The sequence below is a fragment of the Flavobacterium adiutor genome, assembly GCF_048282555.1.
Lineage (GTDB): Bacteria > Bacteroidota > Bacteroidia > Flavobacteriales > Flavobacteriaceae > Flavobacterium.
In genome coordinates, this window is sequence record NZ_CP182487.1 from 3,717,617 (window position 1) to 3,730,459 (window position 12,843).

General features: G+C 32.8%; 13 protein-coding genes. 4 read left to right on the top strand and 9 right to left on the bottom strand.

Features of this window, described 5'->3' with window-relative positions:
• Positions 1 to 11: 11 nt before the first annotated feature.
• From dnaN to ACNC7R_RS15790, 4 genes are all read right to left on the bottom strand, one after another.
• Positions 12 to 1,130 (bottom strand): DNA polymerase III subunit beta, encoded by a 1,119-nt coding sequence (gene dnaN, locus ACNC7R_RS15775; RefSeq protein ID WP_417942014.1) that lies wholly within the window; start codon positions 1,128 to 1,130, stop codon positions 12 to 14.
• A 108-nt stretch (positions 1,131 to 1,238) separates the two neighbouring features.
• Positions 1,239 to 2,924: a gliding motility-associated ABC transporter substrate-binding protein GldG gene (gldG, locus tag ACNC7R_RS15780; protein WP_417942015.1), complete on the bottom strand. Its 1,686-nt coding sequence runs from the start codon at positions 2,922 to 2,924 to the stop codon at positions 1,239 to 1,241.
• Entirely contained in the window at positions 2,924 to 3,649 is a 726-nt protein-coding gene (gene gldF / locus ACNC7R_RS15785) for a gliding motility-associated ABC transporter permease subunit GldF (RefSeq protein ID WP_417942016.1), read from the bottom strand. The genes gldG and gldF overlap by 1 nt, the downstream gene beginning before the upstream one ends.
• Before the next feature lie 199 nt (positions 3,650 to 3,848).
• Positions 3,849 to 4,676, bottom strand: coding sequence for an SAM hydrolase/SAM-dependent halogenase family protein (locus ACNC7R_RS15790; protein ID WP_417943181.1), 828 nt, complete (start codon positions 4,674 to 4,676; stop codon positions 3,849 to 3,851).
• A 182-nt stretch (positions 4,677 to 4,858) separates the two neighbouring features.
• Here ACNC7R_RS15790 and ACNC7R_RS15795 point away from each other — a divergent pair, with 182 nt between their 5' ends.
• The 3 genes from ACNC7R_RS15795 to ACNC7R_RS15805 all read left to right on the top strand — a co-directional run bounded on the left by ACNC7R_RS15795 (position 4,859) and on the right by ACNC7R_RS15805 (position 8,070).
• On the top strand, positions 4,859 to 5,809 hold the full coding sequence (locus tag ACNC7R_RS15795; protein ID WP_163400029.1) for a PhoH family protein: 951 nt from the start codon (positions 4,859 to 4,861) through the stop codon (positions 5,807 to 5,809).
• 306 nt (positions 5,810 to 6,115) lie between these two features.
• Entirely contained in the window at positions 6,116 to 6,940 is an 825-nt protein-coding gene (locus tag ACNC7R_RS15800) for a Cof-type HAD-IIB family hydrolase (protein ID WP_417942017.1), read from the top strand.
• 173 nt (positions 6,941 to 7,113) lie between these two features.
• Positions 7,114 to 8,070 carry a phosphoribosylaminoimidazolesuccinocarboxamide synthase gene (locus tag ACNC7R_RS15805; protein WP_417942018.1) on the top strand — a complete coding sequence of 319 codons (957 nt, stop codon included), beginning with the start codon at positions 7,114 to 7,116 and terminating at the stop codon, positions 8,068 to 8,070.
• 131 nt (positions 8,071 to 8,201) lie between these two features.
• Here ACNC7R_RS15805 and ACNC7R_RS15810 read toward each other — a convergent pair whose 3' ends face one another.
• Positions 8,202 to 8,699 (bottom strand): nuclear transport factor 2 family protein, encoded by a 498-nt coding sequence (locus ACNC7R_RS15810; protein WP_417942019.1) that lies wholly within the window; start codon positions 8,697 to 8,699, stop codon positions 8,202 to 8,204.
• A gap of 311 nt (positions 8,700 to 9,010) precedes the next feature.
• Between ACNC7R_RS15810 and ACNC7R_RS15815 the strand changes: the two genes are divergently transcribed.
• On the top strand, positions 9,011 to 9,394 hold the full coding sequence (locus ACNC7R_RS15815; protein ID WP_417942020.1) for an ankyrin repeat domain-containing protein: 384 nt from the start codon (positions 9,011 to 9,013) through the stop codon (positions 9,392 to 9,394).
• Positions 9,395 to 9,671: 277 nt separating this feature from the next.
• Here the strand turns inward: ACNC7R_RS15815 and lgt are convergent, their stop codons facing one another.
• From lgt to ACNC7R_RS15835, 4 genes are all read right to left on the bottom strand, one after another.
• A complete protein-coding gene (gene lgt, locus ACNC7R_RS15820) occupies positions 9,672 to 10,604 on the bottom strand; it encodes a prolipoprotein diacylglyceryl transferase (RefSeq protein ID WP_417942021.1) in 933 nt (310 codons plus the stop codon).
• Positions 10,605 to 10,673: 69 nt separating this feature from the next.
• Positions 10,674 to 10,913, bottom strand: coding sequence for a membrane protein insertion efficiency factor YidD (gene yidD / locus ACNC7R_RS15825; RefSeq protein ID WP_417942022.1), 240 nt, complete (start codon positions 10,911 to 10,913; stop codon positions 10,674 to 10,676).
• Positions 10,914 to 10,935: 22 nt separating this feature from the next.
• The gene (cysS, locus tag ACNC7R_RS15830; protein ID WP_417942023.1) at positions 10,936 to 12,414 is read right to left on the bottom strand and encodes a cysteine--tRNA ligase; all 1,479 of its coding nucleotides are present in this window, start codon (positions 12,412 to 12,414) and stop codon (positions 10,936 to 10,938) included.
• A 36-nt stretch (positions 12,415 to 12,450) separates the two neighbouring features.
• The gene (locus ACNC7R_RS15835; protein WP_417943182.1) at positions 12,451 to 12,786 is read right to left on the bottom strand and encodes a four helix bundle protein; all 336 of its coding nucleotides are present in this window, start codon (positions 12,784 to 12,786) and stop codon (positions 12,451 to 12,453) included.
• Positions 12,787 to 12,843: the final 57 nt, after the last annotated feature.

Consider the following 12,843-nt stretch of genomic DNA (forward strand, 5'->3'; position numbering starts at 1 on the left):
GAATTTTGATGTTAACTATTTAACATAACAGGCATCACCAACATTGTAACAGTTTCTCCTTCTTCCAAACCATCTACAGGAGTTAGAATTCCGGCTCTGTTAGGCAATGACATCTCTAACATAATCAAGTCTGATTGTAGGTTAGTAAGCATTTCTGTTAAAAAACGTGAATTGAAACCAATTTGAAGATCATCTCCCTGATAATCACAGGTTAGCCTTTCTTCTGCTTTGTTTGAGTAATCAATATCTTCAGCAGAGACATTTAATTCAGCTCCTGCTATTTTCAAACGAATTTGATGAGTAGTTTTGTTTGAAAAAATCGCAACACGCTTAACAGAACTTAAAAATAAAGAACGATCAATCATTAATCTGTTTGGATTTTCTTTTGGAATTACCGCTTCGTAATTTGGATATTTCCCATCAATTAAACGGCACATTAAAATATAATTATCAAATGAGAAAGTTGCATTTGAATCATTATATTCAATTTTTACTTCAGCATCAGAACTTCCAAGAATACTTTTTAAGATATTCAAAGGTTTTTTAGGCATAATAAAATCTGCAACCTGAGATGCTTTTACATCTGCACGCGCATACTTTACCAATTTATGGGCATCAGTAGCTACAAAAGTCAATCCCTCTGGTGAAAACTGGAAGAAAACTCCAGACATTACCGGACGTAAATCATCATTACCAGCTGCAAAAATAGTTTTGCTTACCGCAGTAGCCAATACATCTGCAGGAACAAGAGTCACAGATGGATCATCAAGATTTACTGATTTAGGAAATTCTTCTCCGGCAGCATATGCTAAAGCATACTTTCCTGAATTAGAACTAATTTCCACAGTGTTATTATCTTCAACTGTAAAAGTTAAAGGCTGTTCAGGAAATGTTTTTAAAATTTCAAGTAAAAGTTTTGCAGGCACAGCCACACTTCCCTTACTCTTAGAATCGATTGATAATGTTGCTGACATTGTAGTTTCAAGATCTGAAGCAGAAACTGTCAACTCATCGTTATTTAGTTCAAATAAGAAGTTATCCAAAATAGGCAACGTATTGTTACTGTTAATTACACTACCTAAAACTTGTAACTGTTTTAATAAGTAAGAACTCGATACTATAAATTTCATCTGTTTGTTTTTAATTTTTGAGCCTATTTTTTTGGTTATTTAAACTTTAAAATAAGGATTACAAATATATCGTAAACAATCTTAGTTTTACAATTTTTTTATTAACATCTATTTACTGTATTTTCTTTTTCGGATATAAGTAAACATAAGACCGAAAACCAACAAAACTAAGATTGGAAGTCCGATAGTTATGAATTGTGTCTGAGTATAATTTTCATAAACTTTCTCTTTATCCAATAACGGTAAATCTAAATCTTTACTTCTAATGTTAATAAGTCCGGTGTCATCCAGTAGATAATTAATACAATTCATTACAAAATCTTTATTGTCGTATAAATTTCCTGAGCGCTGGTCGTAACCCAACTCTACCGGCATTCTGTTTTTATCCAATTGATTTCTACCAAGATCACCATCAGAAACAACAATCATTTTAGTAGGCTTTCCTTTTGCTAAAAATGACTTTTCTTTAAAAGCCAAAACACGATTTTCAAAAACAGAATGAAAACTTCCTTCTAATAAAACCGACATTGGTAAATTCCCTTTATTAAGATAATCTTTTGGAGAAGTCTGCTCTGAAACAATGCCTAAATTAACCTCAAAAGGTGTTCCTGTTTTTTTTGAATAAGGTGATGACTGCAATAAAACGGTCTTTTTAATTCCGTTTTTCAATGTATCAATTGGACTTGCAAAATCAAATTTGATTCCGCCTAAATTTTTCACAATCGGATGTTTACTTTCAGGTGACACTAATGGAGCAAATTTCCAGATAAAATCCTGATATTGTGTTGCGCTTCCCTGTTCACCGGTGGCTAATTTTATTGGAGTACCCTGTTCGTCTTTTATCAAATCAGGATTAATGCGGAATCCGTACTTAAAGAACATATCATTTAAGTGCAAATCTCTTGGATAAGCCAGAGTGGCTCCAGCCTGATTATAAAGGCTATCCATATCAGCAGCAACCTGATCAATAAACCATAATGATTTACCTCCGTTCATGATAAACTGATCTAAAACCTGTTTTTCCTCATCAGAAAAAGCTTCTGTAGGTTTTGCGATAATGGCCAAATCATATTTTTTTAAAGCCTCTAAAGTTCTATTAGGATCTTTGACAACAGAATCTAAAGTAAAAGGCCCGATATAGTAGCTTTCACGAATTTGCATCAGCATTTTGGCAACATGAATTTCATTTATTTCACCATTTCCTTTTATGAAAGCAACTTTCTTTTGCTTTTTTTTGACAATTTTATTGATAGCATCTGCTATTGAATATTCTAAATGCTGAATTGAACCAACTACTTTTTGCGTAGTAGAAGCCCCCATTCTATTTTTTAATAATGGTATCTTTTCTTCTCTACTATTATAAACTACAGTACCCCATGGAAAAACCATTTGCTGAGACTGCTTTCCTTTGTCATCAATAGTCAAATTTATTGGTGTTAATCCTTTTTTGAAAAGAGATTCGGTTAAAGCAACACTCTCATCCTCATTTTCCAATGGATCAACAAATTCAAAAACAATATTTTTATTATACGCCTGAAATTCTTCTAGCAATTGTCTGGTTTCTTGCTGCAAACGTCTAAAATCGGATGGAAGTTTTCCATCCATATAAATCTTAATCGATAATGGATTTTGAACTTGTTTTACAATCTTTAAAGAAGTTTCGGATAAAGTGTATCGCTTGTCTTTGGTCAGATCAAATCGGTAAAAAAATAAAGTTCCTAATACATTCAGGACAACCAAAATAAAAATAGTAATCCATAACGTTTTGATATTTATTTGAGCAGATGGTTTCATTAGGCTTTAAAAGATTTTAATTGATAAACTGTAAAAGATAAAAACAGAGTTGTAATACTTAAAAAGTAAATTACATCGCGAGTGTCAATTACTCCCCTACTCATACTTTTAAAATGATCCTGCATCCCTAAAACCGAAATAAAACCAGAAAATCCGGGAATTAGAGAAGCCAGACCTTCAAAACCGTAATAAAAGAAAAAGCATAAAAAAACAGAAATGATAAAGGCTACAATTTGGTTTTCTGAAAGTGTAGATGTAAAAATTCCAATAGCCGAGTAAGAAGCAATCAGAAATAATAATCCGAAGTAAGAACCGATAGTACTTCCCATATCGATATTCCCTTCAGGAAAACCTAAATTAGAAATTACTTTTACATAAATAAATGTTGGTATAATTGCCAGGACAATCAAAAATAAAGCTCCCAGAAACTTCCCGTTAACAATTTCCCAAATTGATAATGGTTTAGTGAACAGTAATTCCATTGTCCCCTGTTTTTTTTCATCAGAAAAGCTTCTCATTGTTACTGCCGGAATAAGGAAAATTAGAATCCAGGGTGCCAAAGTGAAAAATGGAGTCAAATCTGCATAACCTGTATTTAGAATATTATAATCCCCTTCAAAAACCCATAAAAATAGTCCGTTGCTGATTAAGAAAATTGCAATGACCAAATAGCCTATTGGAGAACCAAAAAAGGATTTTATTTCCCGTAAAATGATTGATTTCATGTAAAAACATTTATTTCGTTTAATCGTTTGATTTTGTTATTTGCTTTGGTATCCTATCCAAAAGCATTACAAGCGCGCAAAAATACCAAAATTGATTCTTCTTTTTAGAAAAAAAATAAAATTCCAATGAATATGTTTTGGCTATTCATGAGCAACTAAATGCATTCTAATCTTAACTTTTTACCTAAATTTTAAATTCTTAAAAAAATTGTATCGTAATCACATCACGATAATTCAATCCCAACAGACTATTAGCAGAACCAACTTTTGAAGGATTGCTTCTAAAAATAGCTATTTCCAGAAAACCAGCTTCATTAAAAATAGCCAGTTTTTCGCCTTCATAAGTTTTTATAGGATATTTATCAGAAGTTGCAATGGCGGAATAATTAGGCAGAATCGTTTTGATGTTTTTGGTATTCATAACGATTTCGTACGCACGTCCTTTGGCAACATCCAGAAACTGTTTTTTAGAAATATTGGTTACCACGTTTCCAAAATGGTCAATGTAAATAACATACCCTTTAAGTGAATTACCATCTGCGGCAACAACTGCCTGCAGTTCTGTTACTTCTTTAATCTCCGAAATTTCTTTTCCGATAACATTCAACAAGCCTCCTTTTGCTATATGACAGGCAACTTGTATAAAAATATCCAAATCACTTGATTCAGCCGGAAAACGGTCATGAATATTAATAGCAACCATTTTCTGCGGAACAATCTTTTGTGTAAGCATACTTAAAATTCCGTTGTCAGCACAAATAAAGTAGTGATCATTCCACTGCATGGCAATATGTTGATTCTCTTTATTCAATTCAATATCGACACCAATTAAATGAACAGTTCCTTTTGGAAAGCTCAGATAAGATGCGCCAATAACGTAACTTGCTTCAGCAGTGTTAAATGGATCAATGTCGTGAGAAATGTCAATAATTTTTGCTTCCGGAATTTCAGAAAGTATTTTACCCTTCAGCGAACCAACAAAGTGGTCTTTCAATCCGTAATCGGTAGTAAGGGTAATTATTGACATCATTTTGTTTATAACTATTGATAGTATTTAAACCTAAATTTCATTAAATTTGAGAAATGCAAATCTAGTAATACTTAATGCAAATTGAAAGAAACAAAATACAATTTGCCCTTAAAGATATAAACATACCCGACAGCAATAGATTTACAAACAAATTTATTTTTAATTTAAAATTACCTCATTTGAACGAAAGAATAATCGAGCTAATAGACATCGCCCCTAAAGAGTTCTGGGGTGCTCATGACAGCCATTTGGAAATAATCAAAAAGTACTACCCAAAGCTTAAAATCGTAGCACGAGGGACCACTTTAAAGGCTTTTGGCGAAAAAGAAGTTTTAGATGAATTCGAAAAAAGATTTCAGAGGCTTATGCTTCATTTTACCCGATATAATAATATTGATGATAATGTAATTGAACGTGTAATTATGAGTGATGGTCAGGATGAAAGAAAATCATTAGATCATGACAAAATACTGGTTCATGGTGTTGGAGGTAAAATTGTAAAAGCCATGACGCCTAACCAGCAGCTGTTGGTTGATACCATCAAAAAAAATGATATGGTTTTTGCCGTTGGACCTGCGGGGACAGGAAAAACATACACAGGTGTGGCTATGGCCGTAAAAATGCTGAAAGATAAAGAAGTTAAAAGAATCATTTTGACGCGTCCAGCAGTTGAAGCAGGAGAAAATCTGGGATTCCTGCCAGGTGATATGAAAGAAAAGCTGGATCCTTATATGCAGCCGCTTTACGATGCTTTACGAGATATGATTCCGAACGAAAAACTCGAAGACTACATCCTGAAAGGAATTATTCAGATTGCCCCACTCGCTTTCATGCGCGGACGAACTTTAGACAATGCTTTTGTAATTCTTGATGAAGCACAAAACACAACCCATTCACAAATGAAGATGTTTTTGACCCGAATGGGGAAAAATGCTAAATTTATGATTACAGGTGATCCGGGGCAGGTCGATTTGCCACGACGCACCATTTCAGGACTTAAAGAGGCCCTTTTGGTACTTAAAGATATTGAAGGAATTGGAATAATTTACCTCGATGATAAAGATATCGTACGTCACAGACTGGTTAAGAAGGTAATTGATGCTTATAAGCAAATAGAAAACCACGATTAAGATTTGATTTTTAGTGAAACATAAATAGTAAATTGTTTTTAACATTTATAATATTCGTTTTGTACGTTTTCAAAGAAAGATGCAAAACGAATATTATTTTTATGTAATGATGGTTGCTAATTTAATTGAAATAAAAGCTGTTATATATTATTTCAATGAATAAAAAGTGACGATTATTTTGAAAAAGCATTTTTGAAGTTAAATAAATAATAAACTTGCCTTAATTCGAGCCTTCAGGGCTTCTAAACTTTGGTCTTCCGGGATTAGAACCGTAATTTTGCATTTCATAAATATTTGATTATTAATATGACTAAGCTTAAAAACATAAAAGTTGTAGTAAGTGACCTTGACGGAACTTTACTCAACCCTCAACACAAAATCTCAGACTACACAAAATCGATTTTTCAGCAACTTCACAATCAAAATTATCTTATTGTCGTTGCCACTGGCCGTCATCATCTGGATGCAATGGCTATTATCGAAACATTAGAAGTGCCTGTTTATTTAATAAGTTCAAACGGAGCAAGAATCCATTCGCCTGAAAAAGAAGAATTGTTTTCTTTTAATTTAGACAGTGAGGTGGTAAAAGCTGCCCTAAATATTGAAATAGATCCCGATATTACAGTGGTTTTATTTAAGGAAAACGTTTGGCAGACCAATAAAGTAAATGAAAGATTAAATGCTTTTCAGGCAGAATTAAAATATCGCCCTGAATTGGTTGATTATAGAAATCTGGAAGACTTTGGTGCCATTAAAATCTTCTTCTCATGCGATAATCACGAAAAGCTGGTAAAATTAAAAGATGCGGTTTTAGCCAATTCTTCTGAACATTTACACCATGCATTCAGCCTGCCAACCTGTCTTGAATTTATGGACAAATCTATTGATAAAGCTGTCGCTATTGGAATAATTCTGGGAAAAGAAGGATTTACTCTAAAGGAAGCTGTTTCATTTGGTGACGGGTTTAATGATGTCCAAATGCTATCTGCATGCGGAAAAGGATTGATTATGGGAAATGCCCCTGCATTATTAAAAGAGACATTACCTGATTTAGAAGTTATAAAAACCAATGCAGAAGATGGTGTAGCAAAGTACATCGCTTCTAAAATTTTAGATAAAGAATTTGTTTAATAATTGCTTTTCTTAATAAAATTAAATTCTTGAAAACTTCTTTAAGGATTTTTGTTTAAATTGATTTAAATTTAGACAAACATTTATTATTGCATCTCCTTCTTTTTCATTGTGAAACTCTCTGAAATAGTTTTAAATTTGCATCCATAAAATTCAACACAACTATAAAGACAATGAGTAATACAATCACAACTACAAATTTTAATTTCCCGAATCAGAAATCAGTGTACCGCGGAAAAGTGAGAGAAGTTTACAATATCAACGACGAACTTTTAGTAATGGTCGCTACTGACAGACTTTCGGCTTTTGATGTGGTTTTGCCAAAAGGAATACCTTATAAAGGTCAGATTCTGAATCAGATTGCAACAAGATTTATGGAGTTGACTGAGGATATTGTGCCAAACTGGCTGATTGCAACTCCAGATCCAAACGTAGCTGTTGGACATTTGTGTGAGCCATTTAAAGTTGAAATGGTCATTCGGGGTTATCTTTCAGGACATGCTGCAAGAGAATATGCTGCAGGAAAAAGACAAATCTGTGGAGTTACAATGGCTGAAGATTTAAAAGAAAATGATAAATTCCCTGAACCTATTATTACACCAACTACAAAGGCTGACAATGGTTCACATGATGAAGATATTTCACGTGAAGACATTTTATCAAAAGGAATTGTTTCTGAAGAAGATTATATTGTTTTAGAAAAATTTACCCGTGATTTGTTTCAAAGAGGAACTGAAATCGCTGCTGATCGTGGTTTAATTTTAGTGGACACCAAATATGAATTCGGAAAAACGAAAGAAGGTGTTATCGTTTTAATTGATGAAATACATACTCCGGATTCTTCACGTTATTTTTATGCAGACGGATATGCCGAAAGGCAGGCAAAAGGTGAAGAGCAGAAACAATTATCAAAAGAGTTTGTGCGTCGCTGGCTGATCGAAAATGGATTTCAGGGAAAGGAAGGTCAGCAAATACCTGAAATGACAAATACTTACATCGAATCAGTGTCTGAAAGATATATCGAATTATACGAGAATATTTTAGGAGAAAAATTCGTTAGAGCTGATATTAATAATATTGACCAACGTATTGAAAAAAATGTATTAGATTATCTTACTTCCAGACAGTAATTTTTAGGGATTAAATTAATTGTTACTTATAACAATCTTACAATTACAAATAAAAAATGCCTTGCTATATCATAGCAGGGCGTTCTTATTTTTGTCATAGATTAAAAATTCATGTTTTTTTATGAAAAGAATTAGTGTAAACTTACTACCCGTGCAATTTTCCAATCATTGTTTACATTTTTCCAAAAGATCATAAATCTTCCTGCCTTTGATTCTGTATTTGCCGGCTCAGTATTATTGTGAAATTTATGCAGGCCAATTTCTAAAGCTCCATAATCTTTTATTGGATACACCTCAATGCTACCTTTTACTAATTCACGCATGACTTTTCCACAAATATTTTTCTGAGTAGCCGCTATAATATCTTTTTTAGAATTCATCATTCCTCCTTTGTCATGATAAAATTCAATATCCTCTAAATAAAAATCACCATATTTCTCAAGGTTTTTGTCACAGGAATTATAAAATCCGAAGAAAATACTATCCAGACTTATAATCTTTTTATAGAGTTCCGGATCATCCGGTTTATAATTTTTGGTTACGGCATAATCATAATTCTTTTGAGAATTGCAACTGGTCAGGCAAACCATCAACATTAAAAAAGTTAAAGAAGGTATTACTTTTTTCATATAAATATCGAAATTAAATAAAGCTTATTTAAGATTTGTGTGAAAATGTAAATTTAGATAAAATAACATCTTGTGCTTAAAAAAATTAACAATTACAGTGCCTTTTGTAAAATTATCAAAACTACTGTAACGAAAATGATAATTTAGCGTCTATATAGATGTCGAACAATTTACACAGTCTGTTTCATTAGGCAAATGTTAAGAAATAGTTAAAACATAGTACCTTGTAATGCATAATACAAAAATTGGATTACTTTTACATCAGAATTAAAAAATCATCATCATTAATCAATCAAAAAACAACATTCATTATGAAAAAATCAATCGTTTATTTAGGAGTAGCTTTAGTAGCTTTTACAAATGTTTCTTTAGCATCAGATTTCAAATCTTTTAATGGAGAGAAAAAAGTTATAACATCTCCTTATGATGCTTCCCCACTAAATGTGGCAATTTTTAAAGGAGATGTTCAAATTGTTTTGAAATTTATTGAATACGGAGCCGATGTTAATCAAATATCAGAGGACATGACTCCTTTAATGACAGCTGCACGTTACAACAAAGTTGAAATAGTTAAAATTTTATTAGCACAGGGAGCAAAACCAGGCATTAAAAATGAAAAAGGATTTACAGCTTTGAAATATGCACAATTATCTAATGCAACAGAAGTAGCTGCTATTTTGTCGAATCTAAAGTAGTAAATCTAATAGTTTTAAAAATTTTGAATTAGTATTTAAAACGGTCTTTTTAAACAAGGACCGTTTTATTTTTTTAGCGCAATGGAAGTGATATCCTTTTTGCTGCTTCTTCAGCAGTGAAAAGATATAGTGTACAGCTAGACAGACTTTTTATGAAAATTAATTTTCTGTTTCTGAAATACATTAATAATAAATAACTGGAGCATTAGTTTTATGGTATAAAAAAAAATGCCCAATACAAAATTAGTATGGGCATTTTTTTTATTTATTTCTTTTTTCATGATGCTGCCAAAGGATTTCTTTGTGCTTTAATGATGAAGAAAAGACCTATTATTATAAAAGGAATACTTAACCATTGTCCGGTTGAAAAATAGCCTAATGTACTTTCAAAACCTCCCTGACTTTCTTTTACAAATTCAACTATGAATCTTACTACAAATAAAAGTACCAAAAACAGTCCAAATAAATACCCTGATTTAAGTCTTGCATTTGTTTTCCAGTATAAGAAGTATAAAATGGCAAATACAAAAATATAGCAAAACGCTTCGTATAGTTGTGTTGGATGTTTTGCGGGAACCTGAGCTAATAAATCTGCAAATTTTGGATCATTTGCAATTGCGGTGTAAGCATCTGCAGGATTTGCAATTTGAGTAGCATTAACCGCTTCGTTTTTGCTAAACTGATCGTGTAGAAAACGAATTCCAAATGCAGAAGTAGTTTCGTTACCTATAATTTCAGAATTCATGAAATTTCCGATACGTACAAAAATAGCACCGCTTGCAACCGGAATGACTACTCGGTCTAAAATCCACAATAACGGACGCTTTAGAATCATTTTGCTGTAGTAATACATCGCAATTATAATAGCAATGGCAGCACCATGACTTGCTAGTCCCTGGAACCCTGTAAATTGAAATTCAGGTTCAAGTTTAAATGGTAAAAAGATTTCCAGTAAATGATTTCTAAAATATTCCCAGTCATAAAATAAAACATGACCCAAGCGTGCCCCTATTAAAGTTGCAAGAACCGTCCATACAAATAATGAATCCAATTTGTCTATTGATTCATTTTCTCGTTCAAACATTTTTTTCATCAGGAACCATCCTAATCCAAAAGCGATAACGAACATTAAGCTGTAGTAGCGAATCATAAAAAATCCTAAATCGATTCCTTCTGAAGGATTCCAAACGATGTTTAAAGGGTGTGTCATGTAATATTATGTTTTTTTTGAGTAGTTGTAAAAATAAATATTTAAAACAGAGTTAGTCATTAATAAAAGTTAATGTTTATGCGAACATTTTTTTTCAGGAACCGGATCATAGCCAGTTCTTCCCCAGGGATGACAGCTCAAAATACGTTTGATTCCCAGATAACCTCCACAAAATAATCCATGTTTTTGCAGCGCTTCAATCATATAACCTGAACACGTTGGTTCGAATCGGCATGAAGCCGGTGTAAATGGCGAAATGGCATTTTGATAAAAGCGTACTAATAAAACAAATGGAGTGATGACTTTCATGATTTATTAGAAGATAATGTGATTATATCGAAAAGGTTGTGCCTTCTTTTCCATCTTTTAATTGAATGCCTAAAGCAATCAATTGGTCACGAATCTGGTCAGAAAGAGCAAAATTTTTGTCAGCTCTGGCCTGATTTCTCATTCCGATCAGCATGTTTACTACACCTTCTAACTTGTCATTATTACTGTCAGCAGCTTTTTCGTCACTTAGTCCTAAAACATCAAAAACAAAAGCATTGATAGTAGTCGAAAATGATTTTAAATCTTCTGCAGAAATAGTCTCTTTTCCTTCTTTCAGTAAATTGATATAGCGAACACCTTCAAACAATTGGGCAATTAAAATGGGAGTATTAAAGTCATCATTCATTGCGTCGTAGCACAATTGTTTCCAGGATTCAAAATTAATAGAACTTGAATTCCCAGCTGAAATAGTTGACAAAGCATCAAGTGCTTCCATTAGCCTCTTATATCCTTTTTCAGCAGCAGTTATCGCGTCATCAGAAAAATCCAAAATACTTCTATAGTGTGCCTGTAGCATAAAAAATCTCGTTACAGATGCAGAAAATGGTTTGCTTAAAACGGTATTATCTCCACTTAAAATTTCTCCCGGTAAAATGTTATTTCCGGTAGATTTAGCCATTTTTTTCCCGTTTAGCGTAAGCATATTAGCATGCATCCAGTAATTTACCGGAGACTGACCAGTGCAGGCTTCGTTTTGAGCAATTTCGCATTCGTGGTGTGGAAATTTTAAATCCATTCCGCCTCCATGGATGTCAAAATGATTTCCTAAGTATTTTGTACTCATGGCAGTACATTCAAGATGCCAGCCAGGAAAACCATCGCTCCAAGGAGAAGGCCATCTCATGATGTGTTCTGGTTCAGCTTTTTTCCAAAGGGCAAAATCCTGTGGATTTCTTTTATCTGACTGTCCATCCAAATCGCGGGTATTGGCAAGCATATCTTCTATGTTTCTGCCGCTTAAAATTCCGTAATTTTTAGTTTCATTATATTTTACAACATCAAAATAAACCGATCCGTTGGCTTCATAACCAATGCCAGTATCAATTATTTTTTTGATGATTTCGATTTGCTCTATAATATGTCCTGTAGCTGTTGGTTCAATACTGGGCGGTAAAAAATTGAAGGCTTTCAGAATATCATGAAAATCTACAGTATAGCGTTGCACAACCTCCATTGGTTCTAGTTGCTCTAAGCGTGCTTTCTTTGCAATTTTATCTTCTCCTTCATCAACATCGTCTACAATATGACCAACATCTGTGATATTACGTACATAACGTACTTTGTAACCCAGATGCAAAAAATACCTGAAAATCACATCAAAAGACATAAAAGTTCTAACATTTCCTAAGTGCACATTGCTGTAAACTGTAGGTCCGCAAACATACATTCCAACATTTCCTTCATGGATTGGTTTGAAATTTTCTTTTTCACCCGAAAGCGAGTTGTATATTTTTAGATGTTGATTAGTGTATAAAGGCATATTTTAACTTATTGTTTATTGTTTTTAGTTAGGATGTTATTTGAATTTTAGACCTTTGATTTCACTATTGTTTAAATAGTTCATCATTGCGCCAATTTTATTCTTAACTAATTCAATCATTTCATTTAATTTTAAATGTTGTTCTTCAGTAATTAATTTTTTATCAAAAGCTCTGTATGATTGTGATTTTACTTCTCCTGCAGAACCTTTTGCAATACTTAAAAATTGAATGAACTCTCTATTGCCATTCCGCTCAAAGCCTTCTGCAATATTGTCCATGATTGATCCTGAACTCCTGTCGATTTGATCTCTCAATGAATAATTAGTTTTTAAGTTTGTGTTTTGAATTAAAAATTCAACTTGCTGGCAGATTGTTCTGTATAGTCTCTAAATTTCTAAATCTTCGAATTTTTCTATTTTAGCCATAAC